General features: G+C 66.9%; 22 protein-coding genes. 14 read left to right on the forward strand and 8 right to left on the reverse strand.

The annotated features are described in order from the left end of the window. Positions 1 to 182 precede the first annotated feature (182 nt). From ACO2Q2_RS12955 to ACO2Q2_RS12965, 3 genes are all read left to right on the forward strand, one after another. Entirely contained in the window at positions 183 to 1,805 is a 1,623-nt protein-coding gene (locus ACO2Q2_RS12955) for a glycoside hydrolase family 30 protein (protein WP_423256197.1), read from the forward strand. Positions 1,806 to 1,909: 104 nt separating this feature from the next. Next, positions 1,910 to 2,428 carry a PH domain-containing protein gene (locus ACO2Q2_RS12960; protein WP_423256198.1) on the forward strand — a complete coding sequence of 173 codons (519 nt, stop codon included), beginning with the start codon at positions 1,910 to 1,912 and terminating at the stop codon, positions 2,426 to 2,428. A gap of 188 nt (positions 2,429 to 2,616) precedes the next feature. Continuing rightward, positions 2,617 to 3,297: a hypothetical protein gene (locus ACO2Q2_RS12965; RefSeq protein ID WP_423256199.1), complete on the forward strand. Its 681-nt coding sequence runs from the start codon at positions 2,617 to 2,619 to the stop codon at positions 3,295 to 3,297. Positions 3,298 to 3,389: 92 nt separating this feature from the next. Here the strand turns inward: ACO2Q2_RS12965 and ACO2Q2_RS12970 are convergent, their stop codons facing one another. Further along, positions 3,390 to 4,508 carry a PilT/PilU family type 4a pilus ATPase gene (locus ACO2Q2_RS12970; protein ID WP_423256200.1) on the reverse strand — a complete coding sequence of 373 codons (1,119 nt, stop codon included), beginning with the start codon at positions 4,506 to 4,508 and terminating at the stop codon, positions 3,390 to 3,392. A gap of 209 nt (positions 4,509 to 4,717) precedes the next feature. Here ACO2Q2_RS12970 and ACO2Q2_RS12975 point away from each other — a divergent pair, with 209 nt between their 5' ends. The 7 genes from ACO2Q2_RS12975 (at position 4,718) to ACO2Q2_RS13005 (ending at position 11,916) form a co-directional block, all read left to right on the forward strand. Then, a complete protein-coding gene (locus ACO2Q2_RS12975; RefSeq protein WP_423256201.1) occupies positions 4,718 to 5,173 on the forward strand; it encodes a DUF4398 domain-containing protein in 456 nt (151 codons plus the stop codon). Continuing rightward, on the forward strand, positions 5,170 to 5,820 hold the full coding sequence (locus ACO2Q2_RS12980; RefSeq protein WP_423256202.1) for a hypothetical protein: 651 nt from the start codon (positions 5,170 to 5,172) through the stop codon (positions 5,818 to 5,820). The genes ACO2Q2_RS12975 and ACO2Q2_RS12980 overlap by 4 nt, the downstream gene beginning before the upstream one ends. Before the next feature lie 331 nt (positions 5,821 to 6,151). Further along, a complete protein-coding gene (locus ACO2Q2_RS12985; RefSeq protein WP_423256203.1) occupies positions 6,152 to 6,379 on the forward strand; it encodes a YdcH family protein in 228 nt (75 codons plus the stop codon). 179 nt (positions 6,380 to 6,558) lie between these two features. After that, a complete protein-coding gene (locus ACO2Q2_RS12990) occupies positions 6,559 to 7,929 on the forward strand; it encodes a pyridoxal-phosphate dependent enzyme (protein ID WP_423256204.1) in 1,371 nt (456 codons plus the stop codon). Positions 7,930 to 8,060: 131 nt separating this feature from the next. Next, a complete protein-coding gene (gene glmS, locus ACO2Q2_RS12995; RefSeq protein ID WP_423256205.1) occupies positions 8,061 to 9,890 on the forward strand; it encodes a glutamine--fructose-6-phosphate transaminase (isomerizing) in 1,830 nt (609 codons plus the stop codon). 13 nt (positions 9,891 to 9,903) lie between these two features. Continuing rightward, positions 9,904 to 10,524, forward strand: coding sequence for a DedA family protein (locus tag ACO2Q2_RS13000; protein ID WP_423256206.1), 621 nt, complete (start codon positions 9,904 to 9,906; stop codon positions 10,522 to 10,524). Positions 10,525 to 10,563: 39 nt separating this feature from the next. After that, positions 10,564 to 11,916, forward strand: a complete 1,353-nt coding sequence (locus tag ACO2Q2_RS13005; protein ID WP_423256207.1) for a phosphomannomutase — start codon at positions 10,564 to 10,566, stop codon at positions 11,914 to 11,916. Positions 11,917 to 12,048: 132 nt separating this feature from the next. Here the strand turns inward: ACO2Q2_RS13005 and ACO2Q2_RS13010 are convergent, their stop codons facing one another. The 7 genes from ACO2Q2_RS13010 to ACO2Q2_RS13040 all read right to left on the reverse strand — a co-directional run bounded on the left by ACO2Q2_RS13010 (position 12,049) and on the right by ACO2Q2_RS13040 (position 18,418). Beyond that, positions 12,049 to 13,461 carry a mannose-1-phosphate guanylyltransferase/mannose-6-phosphate isomerase gene (locus ACO2Q2_RS13010; protein WP_423256208.1) on the reverse strand — a complete coding sequence of 471 codons (1,413 nt, stop codon included), beginning with the start codon at positions 13,459 to 13,461 and terminating at the stop codon, positions 12,049 to 12,051. A 362-nt stretch (positions 13,462 to 13,823) separates the two neighbouring features. Next, on the reverse strand, positions 13,824 to 14,753 hold the full coding sequence (rfbD, locus tag ACO2Q2_RS13015; protein WP_423256209.1) for a dTDP-4-dehydrorhamnose reductase: 930 nt from the start codon (positions 14,751 to 14,753) through the stop codon (positions 13,824 to 13,826). Further along, entirely contained in the window at positions 14,750 to 15,307 is a 558-nt protein-coding gene (gene rfbC / locus ACO2Q2_RS13020; RefSeq protein ID WP_423256210.1) for a dTDP-4-dehydrorhamnose 3,5-epimerase, read from the reverse strand. The genes rfbD and rfbC overlap by 4 nt, the downstream gene beginning before the upstream one ends. Beyond that, positions 15,304 to 16,194, reverse strand: coding sequence for a glucose-1-phosphate thymidylyltransferase RfbA (rfbA, locus tag ACO2Q2_RS13025; RefSeq protein ID WP_423256211.1), 891 nt, complete (start codon positions 16,192 to 16,194; stop codon positions 15,304 to 15,306). Before rfbA ends, rfbC begins: the two co-directional genes overlap by 4 nt. Then, complete coding sequence (gene rfbB, locus ACO2Q2_RS13030; protein ID WP_423256212.1) at positions 16,191 to 17,261, reverse strand: dTDP-glucose 4,6-dehydratase; 1,071 nt, start codon at positions 17,259 to 17,261, stop codon at positions 16,191 to 16,193. The genes rfbA and rfbB overlap by 4 nt, the downstream gene beginning before the upstream one ends. A 175-nt stretch (positions 17,262 to 17,436) precedes the next feature. After that, positions 17,437 to 18,066, reverse strand: coding sequence for an AAA family ATPase (locus tag ACO2Q2_RS13035; RefSeq protein WP_423256213.1), 630 nt, complete (start codon positions 18,064 to 18,066; stop codon positions 17,437 to 17,439). A gap of 13 nt (positions 18,067 to 18,079) precedes the next feature. After that, positions 18,080 to 18,418, reverse strand: a complete 339-nt coding sequence (locus tag ACO2Q2_RS13040; protein WP_423256214.1) for a type II toxin-antitoxin system Phd/YefM family antitoxin — start codon at positions 18,416 to 18,418, stop codon at positions 18,080 to 18,082. Positions 18,419 to 18,625: 207 nt separating this feature from the next. Here ACO2Q2_RS13040 and ACO2Q2_RS13045 point away from each other — a divergent pair, with 207 nt between their 5' ends. The 4 genes from ACO2Q2_RS13045 to ACO2Q2_RS13060 all read left to right on the forward strand — a co-directional run bounded on the left by ACO2Q2_RS13045 (position 18,626) and on the right by ACO2Q2_RS13060 (position 21,575). Continuing rightward, positions 18,626 to 18,889, forward strand: coding sequence for an AbrB/MazE/SpoVT family DNA-binding domain-containing protein (locus ACO2Q2_RS13045; protein ID WP_423256215.1), 264 nt, complete (start codon positions 18,626 to 18,628; stop codon positions 18,887 to 18,889). After that, positions 18,889 to 19,215, forward strand: a complete 327-nt coding sequence (locus ACO2Q2_RS13050; RefSeq protein ID WP_423256216.1) for a type II toxin-antitoxin system PemK/MazF family toxin — start codon at positions 18,889 to 18,891, stop codon at positions 19,213 to 19,215. Before ACO2Q2_RS13045 ends, ACO2Q2_RS13050 begins: the two co-directional genes overlap by 1 nt. A gap of 339 nt (positions 19,216 to 19,554) precedes the next feature. Then, a complete protein-coding gene (locus ACO2Q2_RS13055) occupies positions 19,555 to 20,757 on the forward strand; it encodes a cystathionine gamma-synthase (RefSeq protein WP_423256217.1) in 1,203 nt (400 codons plus the stop codon). Further along, positions 20,757 to 21,575 (forward strand): ABC transporter permease, encoded by an 819-nt coding sequence (locus ACO2Q2_RS13060; RefSeq protein ID WP_423256218.1) that lies wholly within the window; start codon positions 20,757 to 20,759, stop codon positions 21,573 to 21,575. The genes ACO2Q2_RS13055 and ACO2Q2_RS13060 overlap by 1 nt, the downstream gene beginning before the upstream one ends. Positions 21,576 to 21,606: the final 31 nt, after the last annotated feature.

Raw genomic sequence — 21,606 nt, forward strand, 5'->3', positions numbered from 1 at the left:
CGAGCGCCCGGGGCGATCCGGAATCCCGCTCCAGATCACACTTTCCCGCCTTTGGTCGGCCTCGACGCGCCCCGCGTTTCACTGCACTCTTCACGGGCCTGCTTGCCGCAGGCGGGGGAATGTCGTGATCGTGAGCATGGCGCGAGTGAACTGCATCGAGTGCGAAAGGCCGTTTGTGCGCCATGGTTGAGCACAAGGTCGACGGGCGGCATGAAGGTGGGCACTGGGATATGCGCGGCGGGCTGGCGATCGGCTCGTTTGCGGTCATCGCCTTGTTCACGCTGGCTTCGCTGTTTGCCTCGCGCATCGAGCAGCCGCGCCAGGTGATCCCGCAGCAGACCCCGCGCGTCGAGCCGCCGGTGCTGCCCTCGGTGGAGGTGTGGGTGAGCACGGCCGATCGCCGCCTGCGGCTGGCGCGCCAGCCGGACATCGCGATGAGCCCGCGCGACACGCTGCCCAAGGGCGTGGTGATCGATACGCGCGCCACCTATCAGGCCATGGTGGGTTTCGGCGCCGCGATCACCGACTCCTCGGCGTGGCTGATCCGCAACAGGATGAGCGAGACCCAGCGCACGGCGCTGCTGCGCGAGCTGTTCGGCCCGCCGCCGGGGCTCAACCTGAGCATGACGCGGGTGACCATCGGCGCGTCGGATTTTTCGCTGCAGCCGTACACGCTGGACGACATGCCCGTCGGGCAGACCGACCCGGCGCTGGAGCACTTCAACGTGGCGCCCGACGTGGCCGACGTGATTCCCACTGTGCGCGAGGCGCTGGCGATCAATCCGCAGCTGCAGGTGATCGCCTCGCCGTGGAGCGCGCCGGCGTGGATGAAGAGCAGCGGCAGCCTGATCCAGGGCGGGCTGCTGGAGCCGTTCGAGAGCGCGTTCGCGGACTACCTGGTGAAGTACGTGGAGGCCTTTCGCAGCTACGGCATCCCCATCTTCGCGCTTACCGTGCAGAACGAGCCGGCGTACGAGCCGGCCACCTACCCGGGCATGGTGGTGCCGGCGGCCACGCGCGCACGCCTGATCGGGCAATACCTCGGGCCGGCGCTGGCCAGGCGTGCGCCCAGGACGCGCATCCTGGAGTGGGACCACAACTGGGACGACCCCTCCCAGCCGCTGGACGTGCTGGCCGATCCGGACGCATCGCGCTACGTGGCCGGCGTGGCCTGGCATTGCTATGCGGGCACGCCGTCGGCGCAGTCGGACGTGCATCGCGCCTACCCCGGCAAGGACACCTACATCACCGAGTGCTCAGGCGGCGACTGGGCCTCGGCGCGCAACGGCGAGCTGCTGTGGTTTGCGCGCGATCTGCTGCTGGCCGGCGTGCGCAACTGGGCGCGCGGGGTGGTGTACTGGAACGTGGCGCTGGACGAGCAGCACGGCCCGCACAGCGGGGGTTGCGACCTGTGCAAGGGCTTGGTCACCATCGACTCGCGCACCGGCGAGGTGAGCCGCAACGACGAGTACTACGCGTTCGCGCACTTCAGCCGCTTCGTGCTGCCCGGTGCACGGCGGCTGGGCTCAAGCGAAACGGAGAAGGGCGTCAACAACGTGGCCTTCCGCAACCCCGGTGACGAGTCGCTGGTGCTGGTGGTGGTGAACAGCCACGCGGATGCGCGCACCCTCACCGTGGCCGAGGGCACCACCGGGTTCCAGTACCAGTTGCCCGCACAAAGCGTGGCCACCTTCGTCTGGACGCCGGACCCCGTCGGCGCGCTGATCCGCCGCGCGCTGCGCTGGCTCAGGAGCGTGCAGGCCGCGGCCAGCAGCGCGCGCGGCCCCGGGGCCGGGGTGAAGTGATGCCGCCGTGGCGGCCGGGCCGAACTCGACGCCCGGTCAGGCCGGCGCAAGGCCCGATCCTCTACCATCGCCGCAGCCCCTGACCTGCCGAACGGATGCCACCCATGACCGACGAGATGAAGCGCTGCCCCGCCTGCGCCGAGCTGATCCAGGCCGCCGCCCGCAAATGCCGCTTTTGCGGCACCGACATCGAGGCCTACGCGTCGGCCCACGAGGCCAGCGTGGAGCAGACGCTGTTCGCCGGTCATCCGAAGGTGATCTACACCTTCGGCCAGTACGTGGTGGTGGTGCTCACGCTGGGTCTGGCCCTGCTGGTGTATTGGCTGCGCAGCCTGAGCCTCACCTTCACCATCACCACCCAGCGCGTGCGCGTGGAGCGCGGGCTGTTCTCCAAGGCGCAGGACAACGTGGAGCTGTTCCGCATCGATCACTTCGACATTCTCAAGCCGCTGGGCATGCGCCTGCTTGGCCTGTGCCGCGTCACGCTGCATTCGTCCGACGACGAGATGCCGGTGGTCAACCTCTACGGCATCCCCGGGCTGGAAGCGATGGCCGACACCCTGCGCGAATGCTCGCTGCGCGAACGCACCCGCCGACGGGTGCTGCCGATGGAGCAGATGTAGTCAGAGCACCCGGGCGCGCTGGTCAGCATGACGGTGGATGCCGATTCGCTTCACGCATGATGGGCCAACCATGCCGGCACGCGAGCCTCGCCGTCAGCGCCTGAAGTCAGCGCCGGTTTCGGTCACCGATGGGCCCGGCTCGCGCCGCTGGTAGCCTTGCACGCTTGCCCCACACCGGAATGCGCCCGATGGATCCCTTGTTGTTCGAAGAGCTCGACTACTGCCCCACGCCGATCGGGCCGGTGAGCCTGCGCCGTCGCATGGAGCTCACCGTCAAGCGCGTGGTGTACGAGGTGAAGCTGGGCGACGAGTTCCTGATGTCCAGCCTGTTCACCGCCTCGGAGGAAGCGCTGGCGCGGCTGGGCCTGGCGGCGTTGCAGGGCGACGCTCTGGACGTGGTGGTGGGCGGGCTGGGCCTGGGCTACACGGCGCGTGCGGCGCTGGAGGACGCGCGGGTGCGCGCGCTGGCGGTGGTCGAGTACCTGGTGCCGGTGATCGCCTGGCATCGCGACGGCCTGCTGCCGCTCGGCCCGGAGCTCACCGGCGATGCGCGCTGCCGCTTCGTGCAGGGCGACTTCTTCGCCATGGCGGCCTCCGCCGAAGGCTTCGATCCGCAGCAGCCGGGCCGGCGCTTCGACGCCATCCTGCTCGACATCGACCACTCGCCCGACGCGCTGCTGGATGCGCGCAGCAGCAGCTTCTATCGCCCCGACGGCCTGCGCGCGCTGGCACGCTACCTCAAGCCCGGCGGCATCTTCGGCCTGTGGTCGAACGACGCCCCCGATCCGGCCTTCACCGCGCGCCTGGCCGGCGTGTTCGCCGAGGCGTGGGCCGAGCCGGTGACCTTCGACAATCCGCTGCTGGGCTGAAGCCCCTCCCACAGAGGGCAGGCTGTGGCCCCTGCAGAGAGTCGGCTGAAGCCCCGCCCACAGTGAGCAACGAATCAGAAGCCCATGTCGAATCAGAAGCCCATGCCGTACGGATCGTTGCCGGCCAGCTCGTTGTCGGCGCTGGCGCCGCCGCCTTCGGAGAGGCGGATCTTCAGCGCCAGGCCGTCGCGCGAATCGGCCTTGGCCAGTGCCTCTTCCAGCTCGATGCGGCCGTCGCGGTAGAGCCGGTACAGCGACTGGTCGAACGTGCGCATGCCTTCCTGCAGGCTGCGGTCCATCGCTTCCTTCACCTCGTGGATCTGGCCGCGGCGGATCATGTCGCGGATCAGCGGGGTGTTCAGCAGCACCTCGGTCGCCGGCAGACGGCGCCCGTCCTTGCCGGTCACCAGACGCTGGCTGATCACCGCGCGCAGATTGAGCGCCAGGTTCATCAGCACGTTCTTGTGCGCCGACTCGGGGAAGAAGTTGAGGATGCGCTCCAGCGTCTGGTCGGCATTGTTGGAGTGCAGGGTGGCCAGGCACAGGTGGCCGGTCTCGGAGAAGGAGATCGCCGCCTCCATCGTGTCGGTGTCGCGGATCTCGCCGATCATGATCACGTCCGGCGCCTCGCGCATCGCGTTCTTCAGCGCCTCGTGATAGCTGTGGGTATCGAGCCCCACTTCGCGCTGGTTGACGATCGACTTCTTGTGCCGGTGCAGGAACTCGATCGGATCCTCGATGGTGAGGATGTGGCCGGGCGAGTGGGCGTTGCGGTGGTCGATCATCGCCGCCAGCGTGGTCGACTTGCCCGAGCCGGTCGCGCCCACCACCAGGATCAGCCCGCGCTGCTCCATGATCAGGTCGCGGAAGATGCTTGGCAGCTGCAACTGCTCGATGCTGGGAATGTCGCTCTTGATCGCGCGGATCACCATGCCCACTTCGCCGCGCTGCTTGAACACGTTGATGCGGAAGCGCCCGGCCTCCTTCACCGCCAGCGCCATGTTCAGTTCGAGGTTGCGCTCGAACTGCGGCACCTGGCCCTCGTCCATGAGCGAATAGGCGATCTTCTTGACCATGCCGCCCGGCAGGCCGGTGTTGCCGAGCGGATAGAGCTTGCCCTCCACCTTGATGTTCACCGGGGCACCGGTGGTCAGGAACATGTCCGACGCGCCCTTGTCCACCATCAGCTTGAGGAAGTAACCGATATCCACCTGAAGTCCCCTGAATTCAACTACATTGCATTGGGCGATTATGCCCACCGACAATACGCCGCAACACTACGAGGTACTGAGTGATGGTGCACAGCTTTTCCCGGCCTGCCGCACGCCCCGGACGTATCGGCAGGAGCATGCAGGGCTTGACCTTGTGCGCGCTGCTGGCACTGGGTGGCTGTGCCAGCGTTCCCCCGCCCGATGGCGCCATGACCATGGCGCAGATCCAGTTGCAGGCCGCGCGCGACGCCGATGCGGCGGATTATGCGCCGGTGGACCTGGGTTTTGCGCAGAACAAGTTCCAGCAGGCGCAGGCGGCCATGGCCAGCCGCAAGTACGCGGACGCGGCCGATCTCGCCGACGAGGCGCAAGCCGATGCCGAGCTGGCGCTGACCAAGGCGCGTCTGGGCGCGGCCCGCGCCAGAATCCACGCCAAGGTGGACGAAAACCGCCGTCTGCGCGAGCGCATGGAGCAGGCGCATCCGGAGCTGTCGCGCGCGCGCGTGTCGATGCCCACCACGCTGCCGCCGGCCGCTCCCGTGGGCGACATGCCCGCGCCCGCCTCGTCGGTGCTGGCGGCGCCCCCGCCGGGTGACGGCGGCTTCCAGACCGTGCCGCAGGGCGGCGCGGCTCCCGCCGACAGGCACCAGGGAGAGCAGCCATGAAGCGATGGACGATCCTGTTCGCCGGCGCGGTGTTCGCCCTGGGCAGCAGCGTCGGCCTGGCGGCCGATCAGGATATCGACGTGAGCCGGCTCAGCGGCAGCCTCGACCAGCTGGCCAGCGATCCGGTGCTGGGCCACTACGCACAGGCCGAACAGGCGCGCGCCCGCGACGCGCTGGCCCGGCTCGCGCAGGCGGGTTCCAGGGAGCGGCCGCACGCGCTGTACCTGGCCGAGCGACGCGTCGACCTGGCCCGCGTCGCGGCGCAGTTGCAGGACGCACAGGCCAAGCTGGCCCAGCTCGATCGCGAGCACGACCAGATCATGCTCGAATCGGCTCGCCGCGATGCCGAGGCGGCCCGGCTGGAGCTGGAGCGCCAGCGCCTGCAGTACCAGCTGGCGCAGGAGGAGGCCGCCCGTCTGCAGCAGCAGGGGCTGGAAGCCAACCAGGCGGCGGAGCAGGCCAGGGCCGAGGCCGAACGCGCCCGCAAGCTGGCCGCGGCGCAGAGCCGGGTGGCCAGCGCGGCCAGGCGCGAAGCGGCGCTGGCCGCCCAGGCCGCCCGCGCGCTGCGCGCGCAGATGCAGGAAGGGGGCGCCCAGGAACCGGCCGCCAAGCCCGCCACCAAGCCCGCCGGGAAGGGCAAGCCCTGAGGAGTTCCGGGCTCCCGCCGGGAGCCCGGACCGTCCGTGTCCCGTGCCGGTCCGGGTCGGGTACATGACTGTTCCGACAGGCTTTTGTCCGGCGTGTTGATTGCATCAGGCGTGCCATGGGCTGTGCTTGCGAGGCCCGGCTGGCCGGAGTAGCGTCGGTCATCCACGCGGCATCTGCGCGGCGTGGATCACTGACCTGACGCATGCGCACATCCTCCCGAACTCCCGCCGTTCCCGCGCCGATCCCCGTCGGCGTGGGGATGACGCGCACGCGTCACACCGCCACGGGCGCACCGGTCACGCGCCCGCTTGCCCTGCGAGGAGGTCGCTCATGTTCGAAAACCAGCAGCGTGATGATGTCGAGGCATTGCTGAAGGCCGATGCGGAGTTCCGCCACCTGTACCAGCGTCACCGCGAACTCGACAGCAAAGTGCACGACGCCGATATCGGCGTACTCCCGATCCCCGAGGCCAGGCTCTCGGTCATGAAACGCGAGAAGCTCTACGCCAAGGATCGCCTGCAGCGCATCTGGGACGCAAAGATGCAGCGACGACACTGATTCACCCTGCTTTGATGCAACGCGATTGGCGACATCCGCGGCCCGGTTCTCCTGACGGAAACCGGGCCGCTTCCGTTTGCGCCGGCTCAAGTGGGGGAGCCGGAGCGCTCGGTTATCATGGCCGCCCACCGGCGCCGGTTCGCGCGCCGATGGCTTCTTTCCCGCCCAACGGAGTTTCCATGCCGGTTCACCACAGCGTCCTCGATCTGATCGGCCACACGCCCATGGTGCGCGCCAACCGCCTGGACGCCGGGGTGTGCGAGCTGTTCCTCAAGCTGGAGAGCGCCAATCCGGGCGGCTCGATCAAGGACCGCATCGGCCTGTCGATGATCGAGGGCGCCGAAAAGGCCGGCAGGATCCGTCCGGGCGCCACCCTGGTCGAAGGCACCGCCGGCAACACCGGCATCGGCCTGGCGCTGGTCGCCCAGCAGAAGGGCTACAAGCTGATCCTGGTGGTGCCGGACAAGATGAGCCGCGAGAAGATCTTCAACCTCAAGGCGATGGGCGCCGAAGTGGTGCTGACCCGCTCGGACGTGGCCAAGGGCCATCCCGAGTACTACCAGGACATGGCTGAGCGGATCGCCCGCGAAACGCCCGGCGCCTGTTTCATCAACCAGTTCGGCAACCCCGACAATCCGCGCGCGCACTACGAGACCACCGGTCCGGAGATCCTCGAGCAGATGGACGGCCGCGTCGACGCCATCGTGTTCGGCTGCGGCTCGTCCGGCACCATGACCGGACTGTCGCGCTACTTCGCCGAGCATTCGCCGCACACCGAGCTGATCCTGGCCGATCCGGTGGGTTCGATCCTCGCCCAGTACATCAACGAGGGCACGCTGTCGGAGAAGTCCGGCAGCTGGATGGTCGAGGGCATCGGCGAGGATTTCCTGCCCGTCATCAGCGACTTCTCGCGGGTCAGCAAGGCCTACGCGATCTCCGACCGGGAGAGCTTCCTGGCCGGGCGCGAGCTGCTGGCGAAAGAGGGCATCCTCGGCGGGTCGTCCACCGGCACGCTGCTGGCCGCGGCGCTCAGGTATTGCCGCGAGCAGACCGCGCCCAAGCGGGTGGTGTCGATCGTCTGCGACACCGGCAACAAGTACCTGTCGAAGATGTACAACGACTACTGGATGCTTGATAACGGCTTCCTGGAGCGCGAGCAGCACGGCGACCTGCGCGACCTGCTGCTGCGCCCGTTCGCCCAGCGCGACACCATCGTGGTGGGGCCGAACGAGCTGCTGATGACCGCCTACACCCGCATGAAGCTCTACGACGTGTCGCAATTGCCGGTGATGGACGGCCTGCAGCTGGTGGGCATCCTGGATGAGTCGGACGTGCTGATGCACGTGCACGCCGACCAGTCGCGTTTCCGCGAGTCGGTATCCACCGCCATGATCACCACGCTGCAGAAGATCGACATGCGCTCGCCGATCGAGGCACTGCTGCCGGTGTTCGAGCGCGGCCTGGTGGCGATCGTGATGGATGGGGAGCGCTTCATGGGCCTGATCACGCGGATCGACCTGCTCAACTACCTGCGCCGACGCGTGCCCTGAGTGCGGCGGCCCGCCGCCGGTCCGAAACGGGCCACGGCCGCGCCATGAAAGGGCGTTGGAATGATGGGTTGCCAGCATGCCGCGGCATCGCGGGTGGTGGCGCCCGGTCTCTCTAAGAAGGACACCAGAACATGTGTGGAATCGTTGCAGCCGCGGCCCAGCGTGACGTGGCGCCCCTGCTGATCGCCGGCCTCAAGGCGCTGGAATACCGCGGCTACGACTCGGCCGGCCTGGCCGTGCTCGACGGTGGCGAGATCCAGCGCGTGCGCGCCAAGGGCAAGGTGCGCGAGATGGAGTCGCTGTACCTGGCCGCCCCGCTGCCGGGCGGCACCGGCATCGCGCACACCCGCTGGGCCACCCACGGCGTGCCGAGCGAGGCCAACGCCCATCCGCATACGGCCGGCCGCGTGGCGCTGGTGCACAACGGCATCATCGAGAATTACGCGCCGCTGCGCGCCGAGCTGCAGGCGGCCGGACACGTGTTCACCTCCGAGACCGACACCGAGGTGATCGCCGCCCTGATCGAGGCGCGGCTCGATCGGGGCGGCAGCCTGCGCGATGCCGTGCTCGCCGTGGTGCGCGAGCTGGAGGGTGCCTACGCCATCGCGGTGATCAGCCGCGACGAGCCCGGCCACGTGGTGGGGGCGCGCCGCGGCGCACCGCTGCTGGTGGGCATGGGCATCGGCGAGCACTTCCTGGGCTCCGACGCGCAGGCGTTGATCCAGGTCACCAACCGGATGATCTACCTGGAAGAGAACGACGTCGTTGAGATCACCCGCGAACGCGTGCAGATCTTCGACATCGCCGGCGCGCCGGTCGAGCGCGCGGTGCACGAGAGCGAGCTGTCCAGCGATGCGGTGGAGCGCGGCGAATACCGCCACTACATGCAGAAGGAAATCTTCGAGCAGCCGCGCGCCGTGGCCGACACGCTGGAGTCGCGCATCGGTCCGCACGGCGTGTTGCCGAACATCTTCGGCGTGGGCGGCGACGAGTTGCTGGCGAAAGTGCAGGGCATCCACATCGTCGCCTGCGGCACCAGCTACCACGCCGGCATGGTGGCGCGTTACTGGATCGAGGAATTCGCCCGCCTGCCGGTCAGCGTCGAGGTGGCCAGCGAATACCGCTACCGCGACGTGGTGGTGCCGGCGAACACGCTGTTCGTGGCCATTTCCCAGTCCGGCGAGACCGCCGACACGCTCGCGGCGATGCGCGAATCGCGCCGGCGCGGTTACCTCGGCACGCTGGCGATCTGCAACGTGCCGGAGTCCTCGGTGGTGCGCGAGGCCGACCTCAAGCTGATGACCCGGGCCGGCCCGGAGATCGGCGTGGCCTCGACCAAGGCCTTCACCACCCAGCTCACCGCGCTGGCCCTGCTCACGCTGCAGCTGGCGCAGCAGCGCGGGCTGGATGCCGCACGCCACGCCGACCTCTGCCAGCAGCTGCTCTCACTGCCGCGCGCCATCGAGCGTGCACTGGCGCTGGAGCCGCAAGTAATCGAACTGTCGGCGCGCTTCATCCATCGCCAGCATGCGCTGTTCCTCGGCCGCGGCGCGCAGTATCCGGTGGCGCTGGAGGGCTCGCTCAAGCTCAAGGAAATCTCCTACATTCACGCCGAGGCCTACCCGGCCGGCGAGCTCAAGCACGGCCCGCTGGCGCTGGTCGACGAAGAGATGCCGGTGGTGGCGGTGGCGCCGAACGGCCCGCTGCTGGACAAGCTCAAGTCCAACCTGCAGGAAGTGAAGGCGCGCGGTGGCGAACTGATCGTGTTCGCCGCCGGCGATGCCGGCATGGACGCCGAGACCGGCCACGGCGTGGCGCTGCGCCTCGATCCGGTGGGCGAGTTCATCGCGCCGGCCGTGTTCACCATCCCACTGCAGCTGCTCGCCTACCACGTGGCCGTGCTGCGCGGCACCGACGTCGACCAGCCGCGCAATCTCGCCAAATCGGTGACGGTGGAATAGGCAGGCCCGCCCCATGATCGAAAAACTGATCGCCGCGCTCGCCGGCTTCGTCATCGCGGTGATCTCGCGCCTGCAATACGCCGGCATCGCGCTGCTGATGGCGATCGAGAGCGCCTGCGTGCCGCTGCCGTCGGAGATCATCATGCCCTTCTCGGGCTACCTGGTCTCGCGCGGCGAACTGGTGCTGTGGATGGTGGCCGTGGCCGGTGCCGTGGGTTGCGTGCTCGGCTCCTGGCTGGCCTACGCGGTCGGCGCGTGGGGCGGTCGGCCGCTGGCCGAGCGCTACGGGCGTTACCTGCTGGTCTCGCAGCATGACCTGGACATGGCCGACCGCTGGTTCCAGCGCCACGGCGACATCACCATCTTCGTCGGTCGGCTGCTGCCGGTGGTGCGCACCTTCATCGCGTTTCCCGCCGGCGTGGCGCGCATGTCGCTGTGGCGCTTCACCGTCTACACCTTTCTCGGCTCGCTGATCTGGTGCTGGGGGCTGGCCTGGATCGGGCTCAAGCTCGGCGAGCACTGGAATACGCTGGGCGTGTATTTCCACCGCTTCGATGCGCTGATCGGCGCGCTGATCGTGCTGGGCATCGCGCTCTATATATGGCGGCACGTGCGGCATCTGCGCCGGGGTTGAGCCGCTGCGGAAACGACAACACGAAGGAGCGAAAACCGCATGAAGTGTTTCAAGGCCTATGACATCCGCGGGCGCCTCCCGGACGAGTTGAATGCCGACATCGCCTACCGCATCGGCCGCGCCTTCGCCGAGACGGTCGGTGTCGGCTCCGTGGTGGTCGGCTACGACGTGCGGCTGGACAGTCCGGCGCTGGCCGAGGCGGTCAGCCGCGGTCTCAACGACGGCGGCTGCGACGTCATCGACATCGGTCTTTGCGGCACCGAGGAGGTCTACTTCCAGACCGCCCACCGCGGCGCGGCCGGCGGCATCATGGTGACCGCCAGCCACAACCCGATCGACTACAACGGCATGAAGCTGGTGCGCGAGGGCGCACGGCCGATCAGCGGCGACACCGGCCTGCGCGACATCGAGCGCAAGGTCGAGGCGAACGCCTTCGCCGCGCCCGTCGTGCCCGCGGGCAAGCTCATGCGCGACCACGACAAGTCGGCCTACATCGCGCATCTGCTGGGCTATGTCGACACCGGTCGCCTGCGGCCGCTGAAGATCGTGGTGAATGCCGGCAACGGCGGTGCCGGCGCGGTGCTCGACCTGCTGGCGCCGCACCTGCCGTTCGAGTTCGTGCGCATCCACCACGAACCGGACGGGACGTTCCCCAGCGGCATCCCCAACCCGCTGCTGCCGGAGAACCGCGCGGCGACCGCCCGCGCCGTGGTCGAAAGCGGCGCGGACCTCGGCATCGCCTGGGACGGCGACTTCGATCGCTGCTTCCTGTTCGACGCGGCCGGGCGCTTCATCGAGGGCTACTACATCGTCGGCCTGCTGGCGGCGCAGCTGCTGGAAAAGCATCCCGGCGCCAAGATCATCCACGACCCGCGACTCACCTGGAACACCATCGACATGGTGCAGGCGGCCGGCGGCGTGGCGATCGAGAGCAAGACCGGCCACGCCTTCATCAAGGAGCGCATGCGCGCCGAGGACGCGGTGTACGGCGGCGAGATGAGCGCGCATCACTACTTCCGAGATTTCGCCTATTGCGACTCGGGCATGATTCCGTGGCTGCTGGTCGCCGAACGCATCGGCTCCACCGGCATCCCCCTGGCCGCCATGCTGGAGGAGCGCATGCAGGCCTGTCCGTGCAGCGGCGAGATCAACTTCCGGGTCGAGGACGCCGCTGCGGCCGTCGCGCGCGTGATGCGCTTCTACGAGCCGCAGCAGCCGCAGATCGAGCATGTGGACGGCGTCAGCGTCGCCTTTGCGCACTGGCGCTTCAATCTGCGCTCATCCAACACCGAGCCGCTGCTGCGGCTCAACGTGGAATCGCGCGGTGACGAGGCGCTGATGCGCGAGAGGACCGCAGAGCTTGAGGGGCTCATTCTGCACGGGGACGCATAAGCGGCCATTGCGTCCGCTAGCGTGGGAGCCAAGGTACAAGGCGGGTCGCGCACAGGGTGCGCTCCTACAAGCTGATCCTCCTGGTAGGGGCGCACCCTGCTGTGAAGCGTCAGCGCGTGAAGCGCTGGCAGCTCAGGCGCGCCCGTACACGTCGTCGAAGCGCACGATGTCGTCCTCGCCGAGATAGCTGCCCGACTGCACCTCGATCAGCTCCAGCGGCACCTTGCCCGGGTTGCGCAGGCGGTGGACGCTGCCCAGCGGAATGTAGGTGCTCTGGTTCTCGCCGAGCAGGAACACCTTCTCGTCGCAGGTCACTTCGGCGGTGCCCGAGACCACGATCCAGTGCTCGGCGCGGTGGTGGTGCTTCTGCAGGCTCAGGGACGCGCCGGGCTTCACCACGATGCGCTTGACCTGGAAGCGGTCGGCCGCCTCCAGCGAGTCGTAGCTGCCCCAGGGGCGGCGCACGACGCGGTGCAGCGAATGCTCGCTGCGGCCGGAGGCCTTCAGCTGGTCGACGATTTTCTTGACGTCCTGGGCCGCATCGCGATGCGCGACCAGGGTGGCATCGGGCGTGGAGACGACGATCAGGTTGTCCACGCCCACCGTGGCGATGAGGTGCCGCTCGTGCGAGCGCAGCAGGCAGTCGCGCGTATCGACGGCGAGCGTGTCGCCCTCGCGCACGTTGCCGCCGGCATCACGCGGGCCCACCATCCACAGCGCCGACCACGAGCCGATGTCGCTCCAGCCAAAGTCCACCGGCAGCACCGCGGCGCGCTGCGTCTTCTCCATCACCGCGTAGTCGATCGAGTTGTCCGGCACGGCGGCGAACAGCGCGGCATCCACGCGCAGGAAATCCAGATCCCGGCGCGCCAAGCCGTAGGCCTCGCGCACGGCGGCCAGCATGCCCGGCGCATGCAGCTCCAGCTCTTCCAGATAACGCGCGGCGCGGAACAGGAACATGCCCGAGTTCCAGTCGTAGCCGCCATCGGCCAGGTAGGCCTCGGCGGTGGCCAGATCGGGCTTCTCCACGAAGCGCTCCACCCGAAAGCCGCCTTCGGGCAGCGCATCGCCGCGGCGGATGTAGCCGAAGCCGGTTTCCGGGCGGGCGGGGCGGATGCCGAACGTCGCCAGCCAGCCGGCCCGGGCCAGCGGCAGCGCCCGGGTGACGGCCTCCACGAACTGGCCGTCGTCACCGACCAGATGGTCGGCCGGCAGCACCAGCACGATGGCGTCCGGATCGGTCTCCACGGCACGAAGGGCGCCCAGGGCGATCGCTGGCGCGGTGTTGCGGGCCAGCGGCTCCAGGATGATCGCAGCCCCCTCGATGCCCGCTTCGAGCAGTTGCTCGGCAGCGAGGAAACGGTGGTCCTCGCTGGCCACCACGATCGGCGCGGTGACGTCGGGCAGGCCGCGGGTCCGGCGGATCGTCTGCCCGAACAGCGTGCCATCGCCGGCCAGCGCCAGGAACTGCTTGGGCAGGTTGCGCCGCGACACCGGCCACAGGCGCGTGCCGCTGCCGCCGCTGAGAATGAGGGGGGTGAGCATGGTGTAGATATCCTGGCGAGGCGGCGCGGACGTTGCGGACGCGGGCGAATGGTTCGGGGATTCTCGCGCATCCGGAACCGCGATCAAACAACGAGAATCCCGAGGCCGTCGTCCCCGCGGCTGTCAACGGGCGAGTGGCTGGTCAAGCGAGAACCCGATCAGCGTCGAACTGCGGCAGACGTATCCTTCTCCCCCCGGGAGAAGGTGGCGCGCAGCGACGGATGAGGGTTCGGCCGCCGCGCGATGTGTGCCCCTGGCGGGGTGTGGCTTGCCGCTTCGTCCGAACCCTCACCCCAACCCCTCTCCCGCAGGGAGAGGGGTTCCATGACCTTACCCTCGAATACAGTTGCCGCGCCGGCCCATCAGCGACCGGCGAGCCGATCCATCACGCGATCGAGCGCGGCCTGCCATGCCGGGGCCGCGTAGCCGAAGTGCGTGAGCATGTCCTGGTTCGACAGCACCGACCAGGCCGGCCGTCGTGCCGGGGTGGGAAACTCGGCGGTGCTGATCGCGCGCACTTCGGGCACCCGTGCCAGCAGGCCGCGCCGGTGGGCGGCCGCGAAGATCACTTCGGCGAAACCGTGCCAGGTGGTCGTGCCGCTGGCGACCAGATGATGGATGCCCTGCATGGTCCGGCGCGTCTCGGCGTCGGCCGTCTTCCACGCCGCGAGCGCGGCCAGCGTGCCCTCGACGATGACCTCGGTGCTGGTGGGGGCGCCGGATTGATCCGCCACCACGTTCAGCACGTCGCGCTCGCCGCCGAGGCGCAGCATGGTGCGCAGGAAATTTTGGCCGTGCGCGGCATAGACCCAGGCCGTGCGAAAGATCAGATGATGCGCCCCGCTGGCAGCCAGCGCCTGTTCGCCGGCCAGCTTGCTTCGTCCGTAGGCACCGAGCGGGCCGGTTGGATCGTCGGTGCGGTAGGGCGAGCGTGCGCCGCCGTCGAAAACGTAGTCGGTGGAGTAATGCACCACCAGCGCACCGCGCGCGGCCGACCATCGGCCGATGACCCCCACCGCCTCGCCGTTCACGCGCGTGGCCAGGGCCTCCTCCTGCTCGGCGCGGTCGACGGCGGTATACGCCGCGGCGTTGACGATCAGGTCGGGGCACCGGGCGTCCAGCAGGGATTGGAGCGAGTCCGGCGCCGCCAGGTCGGCGGTGTCGATGGATGCACCGTCGAAGCGTCGGCCGTCACGGCTTGCCGTGCGCAGCTCGCCGAACCGCGCCAGGCGACCGTCCTCCACGAAGCTGCGGCCAAGCTGGCCATTCGCGCCCAGCAGCAGGATCTTCATGCACCCAGTACCGGAAGGCGCTCGGCGGGCACGTCGCGCAGCAGGGGGGCTTTCTCATCCTTGCCTGAGAGCAGCGGCTCGGCGAGCGGCCAGTCGATGCCGATCTCGGCATCGTTCCACAGGATTCCCGCATCCGCCTTGGCGTCGTAGAGCGCCGTGCACTGGTAGGTGAAGGTCGCGTAGTCGGAGAGCACGCAGAAGCCGTGGGCGAAGCCTTCCGGGATCCAGAAGTGGCGGTGGTTCTGCGCCGTGAGCATGACGCCGGCCCACTGTCCGAAGGTGGGCGAGCCGCGGCGGATGTCCACGGCCACGTCGTACACCTCGCCCTCCAGCACGCTCACCAGCTTGCCCTGCGGATTCGGCCACTGGTAATGCAGGCCGCGCAGCACGCCGCGCGCCGAGCGCGAGACGTTGGATTGCACGAAGCGCCGGTCGATGCCCGCCTCGCGGTACTTCGCCTCGTGGTAGCTCTCGTAGAAGAAGCCGCGCGCGTCGCCGAACACCTGCGGTTCGATCACCATCGCGCCCGGCAGGCGCGTCTCGATCACCTTCATCGGGCGTGCCCTTCCTCGACCAGCTTGCGCAGGTATTGGCCGTAGCCGGTCTTGGCGAGCGGCTCGGCGAGCTTCAGCAGCTGAGCATCGTCGATCCAGCCGTGCAGGTGGGCGATCTCTTCGGGGCAGCAGACCTTCAGGCCCTGGCGGTTCTCGATCGTCTCGATGTAGTTGCCCGCTTCCATCAGCGATTCATGCGTGCCGGTGTCGAGCCACGCAAAGCCGCGGCCGAGCTGTTCCAGATGCAGCGAGCCATCGTCCAGATAGCAGCGGTTGAGATCGGTGATTTCCAGCTCGCCGCGCGGCGACGGCTTGAGCGCGGCGGCGTAGTCGCACACGCGTTCGTCATAGAAATACAGGCCGGTGACGGCGTAGGGCGACTTCGGGTTGGCCGGCTTTTCCTCCAGCCCGATCACGCGACCGGCGGCGTCGAACTCCGCCACGCCGTAGCGCTGCGGATCCTTCACCCAGTAGCCGAACACGGTGGCGCCGTGCCCGCGCGCCGCCGCGCGCTGGAGGCTGTCGGTGAGCCCGTGGCCGTAGAAGATGTTGTCGCCCAGCACCAGGCAGCTCGGGTCGCCGCCGATGAAGTCGCGGCCGATCAGGAACGCCTGCGCGAGGCCGTCCGGCGAGGGCTGCACGGCGTATTGCAGGTTGAGGCCCCATTGCGAGCCGTCGCCCAGCAGTCGCTGGAACAACGCCTGCTCGTGCGGCGTGTTGATGATCAGCACGTCGCGGATGCCGGCCAGCATCAGCGTGGCCAGCGGGTAGTAGATCATCGGCTTGTCGTACACCGGCAGCAGCTGCTTGCTCACCGCCTGGGTGATCGGGTAGAGCCGGGTGCCGGAGCCGCCGGCGAGGATGATGCCCTTGCGCTTCATGCTCATGAGCCCAGTCGCTCCATGCGGTAGCTGCCGTCCAGCACGCGCTGCACCCAGGGCTGATGGTCGAGGTACCAGTCCACCGTCTGCGCGATGCCGCTCTCGAAGGTCTGCGACGGTTTCCAGCCGAGCTCGTGCTCCAGCTTGCTGGCGTCGATGGCGTAGCGGCGGTCGTGCCCGGGGCGGTCCTTGACGTAAGTGATCAACGACTCGCGCTGGCGGCCATCGGCCAGCGGGCGGCGCTCGTCCAGCAGCGCGCAGATGGTCTTCACCACGGTGATGTTGGTGCGCTCGGCGTTGCCGCCCACGGTGTAGGTTTCGCCCACGCGGCCGGCATCGAGCACCCGACGGATGGCGCTGCAGTGGTCGCCCACGAACAGCCAGTCGCGGATATTCAGGCCGTCGCCGTAGACCGGCAGCGGCTCGCCGGCCAGCGCCTTCTGGATCACCAGCGGGATCAACTTCTCGGGGAACTGGTACGGCCCGTAGTTGTTCGAGCAGTTGGTGGTGAGTACCGGTAGGCCGTAGGTGTGATGGAACGCCCGAACAAGGTGGTCGGAGGCCGCCTTGGAGGCGGAGTAGGGCGAGTTCGGCGCGTACGGCGTGGTCTCGGTGAACTTGCCCTCGGCACCGAGCGAGCCGTAGACCTCGTCGGTGGACACATGCAGGAAGCGGAACGTGTCGCGCGCGCTGCCTTCCAGGCTGCGCCAGTAATCGCGCACGGATTCCAGCAGGCCCAGCGTGCCCACCACGTTGGTCTGCACGAACTCCGCAGGGCCGTCGATCGAGCGATCCACGTGCGATTCGGCCGCGAAATTCACGATCGCGTCGGGTCGGTGCTCGGCCAGCAGGCGTTCAACCAGCGCGCGGTCGCCGATGTCACCCTGCACGAACACGTGGTGGGCCTGGCCCTGCAGCGAGGCCAGCGTGTCGAGGTTGCCGGCGTAGGTGAGCTTGTCCAGGTTCACCACACGCAGGCCATCGGCGATCGCCTGCAGCACGAAATTGGCGCCGATGAAACCGGCGCCGCCGGTCACCAGCAGGGTCTTGAGCCCGGTGGATGGATGGTTCATCAATACGTCCATGGTTGGCGGAGAGGAGCCGGGCAGCATCGAAACCGGCAACCGCCGAATGATGCCTGTTCATCGCCCGGCAACCAAGGGATGCCCCGACCTTCCCAACCACCGAGTCAGAGCGTCGCGACTGAAGTCGCTCCCACAACAGCGCCCCTGACCGCGGTGCGGCGGACTACCCTTGGAAGGCGCGGGCGACCAGCGGCCTGGCCCAGGAGGGGGTCGAGGCAAGCTCCGCCGCGCTGCGCGGATAGCTCAGCGTGCCACGCAATATCTCGAGCACGAGCCAGGGCGAGGGCTGTTGTCCGGTCGCCGGATCGGCTTCGGCGCTGTTGTCGTAGACGCGCAGCATGGTCGCATGGGGTATCAGTCGGACCAGGTTGGCGCGACTGGTCTCGTACCGTTTGCGCACCTTGGCCGCGGGGATGTCATGGCCGCCGCCGGCGACCCTCGCCGCCACACGGGCCAGGTGCCGCTCGGGACTGTCCAGCCCGCAGTACCAGATCACCAGCTCGTGTCCGGCAGCGGCTGCCGCCAGCAGCAAGCCGGTGACGGTCTGTCCACCCAGCGTGGTCTCGAACGTGTAGTCGGCACGGTCGGCGATCGCCGCGTGCAGGCGCCGCAGATTCTCCTGCCACGCGAGTGCGTTGGCCGCACCCTCGGTCGGGGCGGGGTTGGCGGCCAGGATTTGGCGGGTGGCCTCATCCGGGTTGAAGTAGGCGCCGCCCGCCTGGCGCAGCGCCTGCCCGGCGATGCTGCTCTTCCCGGCGCCGTTGGTCCCGGCCAGCACGGTGATCCGTGCCATCAGATCCGCGCCATCAGTGGCCCGGCCGCCCGGCACCGCGCACGGCCGCCTCACCCAACTGCCCGGGTGTCGCCGTGAACAGCGCGTCCACCGCGGATTTCGCCGCCGGCGTCTGCATACGCGCCACCAGCGCGTCGAACTCGGCCGCCAGCTGGGCCAGAGGATCGGGCACGGCCTCGACCAGCCGCTCATAGGCCTCGATCGACAGCATCACCGCGGCAGGCCGTGCATGGCGGGTGATCACCACCGGCTCGGGCTTGCGCAACACGCGTTCCAACAGCGCGGCAAAGCCGTTCTTGGCGTCGCTGCTGGCCATCGTCGGCAGGCGGTCCAGCGGGGTGTGGGCGGTCATGACGGCATCCTCATCGGTGGTGCGCGGGACGCAGTGGGCTTGTCCCAGCATGTCCACCCTACGCCGACAAGCCAAAATGGACAAGCAATCCTTAATGGCTATTTTGTCTATCAAGCATGCCTATGCTGGACAGGTTTCAGGGCAGAGGTCGCGACACGCGGCAATGTAGTTATACTTTGATATAACTTGATTGGTTGAAGGTGGATCGTGCATACAACGAATCTGCGCAAGGTCGGCGGCTCGATCATGTTGGCCATCCCGCCCGCGTTTCTTGAACAACTGCACCTGCAAGCCGGGGCGACGGTTGGCTTGGCCGTCGATAACGGCCGCTTGGTGGTCGAGGCGCAGTCGCGGCCGCGCTACGCGCTGGCCGAGCTGCTGGCCGAAGCCGAAGCCGCCGGCATGTATCCGCTGCCGGCGGAAGAACGCGAATGGATCGACGCCCCAGCGGTCGGAAAAGAGCTGCTTTGATGAAGCGCGGCGATATCTACCTGGTCGATCTGGAACCGACGATGGGACACGAACAGCGCGGCCATCGGCCCGTGTTGGTCGTGTCCCCGGATGCCTTCAACCGGCTGACGCAATGCCCTGTGATCCTGCCAATTACCAACGGCGGCGACTTTGCCCGCCGTGTCGGCTTTGCCGTGCCGATTAGCGGCATCAAGACAACCGGCGTCGTGCGATGCGACCAACCCCGCGTGCTTGATCTGGCCGCCCGCAGCGGTCGCAAGGTGGACACGTTGCCGGCGGCGATTCTGGATGAAGTGCTGGCCACTGCGGTCACGCTGTTTGAGTGAGCAAAGCATGAGCATGAATGAATTTCGCCGACTGGCCGCGACGATGGATCAGCACATGCACCCGATCATCTAGCCTTTCGCGTTGCCGATGGGTTGGATGTCCATGGCTTCTCCACGGTAGCAGCATCGACCCGGTCGTACTCGGCATGGGTGCCGACGAACCAGGATGGACTCATGCTGCGACCCTCCTGTATCCGCAACTCGACAGCAACTTGCGTTCGTTCATGAACAACGTTCATGAACAAACAGCGCAGCTGGAGATCAAGAAACCGCAGGACTGCAGGTAACATGCCCGTTTGCTGATACGCCGGGTCCCCTGCCGGCCCTGAAAGGACAGTCATGAGCAAGCAGTCGAAGTCTTCGAGCCTGGGCCTGGGAACAAGGGCCATCCATGCCGGACAACATCCCGACCCCAGCACCGGCGCCATCATGACGCCGATCTACGCCACCTCCACCTACGTGCAGAGCAGCCCGGGCAAGCACCAGGGATACGAGTACTCGCGCACGCAGAATCCGACGCGCATGGCCTACGAGCGCTGCGTGGCGGATCTGGAAGGCGGCGTGGCCGGCTTCGCGTTCGGATCCGGGCTGGCAGCGGCATCCACCGTGCTGGACCTGCTCGATTCGGGCAGCCACGTGATCGCCATGGACGACCTCTACGGCGGCACCTACCGCCTGTTCGAGAAAGTTCGCCGGCGCTCGGCCGGGCTGGATTTCAGCTTCGTCGACCTCAACGACAGCGCCGCAATGAAGGCCGCGCTCAAGCCCAACACCAAAATGATCTGGGCCGAAACGCCGACCAACCCGATGCTGAAGCTGGTGAACCTGGCCAAGGTCGCCGCGTTCGCAAAAAAACACGGTCTGATCCTGGTGGTGGACAACACCTTCTGTTCCCCGATGCTGCAGCGCCCCCTGGAGTTCGGCGCGGACCTGGTGCTGCATTCGGCCACCAAGTACCTCAACGGACACTCGGACATGGTCGGCGGCATCGTGGTCGCCGGCACCAGGGAACTGGCCGAGCAGATGGGCTTCCTGCAGAACTCGGTCGGTGCCATCGCCGGTCCGTTCGACGCCTTCCTCGCCATGCGTGGCCTCAAGACCCTGCACCTGCGCATGAAGGCGCACTGCGAGAGCGCGCTGGAACTGGCCAAGTGGCTGGAAAAGCATCCGGCGATCGAGCGCGTGATTTATCCGGGACTGAAGAGCCACCCGCAGCATGCACTGGCCAAGCGGCAGATGGATGGGTTCGGCGGCATCATCAGCGTGCAGGTGAAGGGCGGGCTCAAGAAAGCACGCAAGATGCTGGAGCGTTGCGAACTGTTTGCACTGGCCGAGTCGCTCGGTGGCGTCGAGAGCCTGATCGAGCACCCGGCGATCATGACCCACGCCTCGGTGCCGGCGGCGAACCGCAAGCGGCTGGGGATCAGCGACGGGCTGGTGCGGTTGTCGGTGGGGGTGGAGAACATCGAAGATTTATACCTAGAGTTATCGCGGGCGCTAGCATCCACCGCAGTACCTAAAATAACAAGGAAGATAACTTAATGGAAAATTCACTGTCTCCAATGTCGGCAATAGATAGCTTCAGAAAACATCGGAAACTAATTTATCAATTGGCGAAGCGTGAAGTAATCGGCCGATATCGTGGTTCAATTGCGGGTCTAGCTTGGTCATTCTTTAACCCGCTCCTCATGCTCGCCGTATATACTTTTGTTTTTTCTTACGTAATGAAAGCGAGATGGGGAACCTCTGTAGGAGGTGATCGATCTGAATTTGCGGTCATCTTGTTCGTCGGTATCATGGTTCATGGGTTTCTCACCGAGTGCATAAGCCGCGGCCCGATGCTCATTTTATCCAACGCGAGCTACGTCAAAAAAGTAATTTTTCCACTAGAGATACTTAATTGGTCGGCCGTTGCTTCATCATTTTTTCACATGGTAATTACGCTTTTGGTTTTGTTGTGTGTTCAATATCTTTTTATGGGACACATCCCATTGACGGTCTTCTATTTTCCACTCGTAATCTTCCCGATCGTTATTCTCGCTTACGGATTCACGGCATTCTTTGCAGCTCTAGGGGTCTATTATAGAGACCTGAGTCAGGTTACAGGCATTATAGCCACGGTAATGCTTTTCATGAGTCCTGCTCTTTACCCGATTTCTTCATTACCTCTAAAATTGCAAAAAATAATCTATCTAAATCCACTCACATTTATGATTGAGCAGTCGCGAAACGTACTCCTTTGGGGGTTGCCTCCGGACTGGATTGGTTTGCTGGAATACTTTATTGGAAGCATTATTTTCGCCTACCTTGGGTATCTTTGGTTTCAGCTCACTCGACGCGGTTTCGCCGACGTCGTATAGCGATTACATATTATTCAAGTACAAAGGCAAA

Origin of the sequence: Dyella sp. KRB-257 (assembly GCF_049445995.1) — a bacterium.
Taxonomy (GTDB): Bacteria; Pseudomonadota; Gammaproteobacteria; order Xanthomonadales; family Rhodanobacteraceae; genus Dyella_A.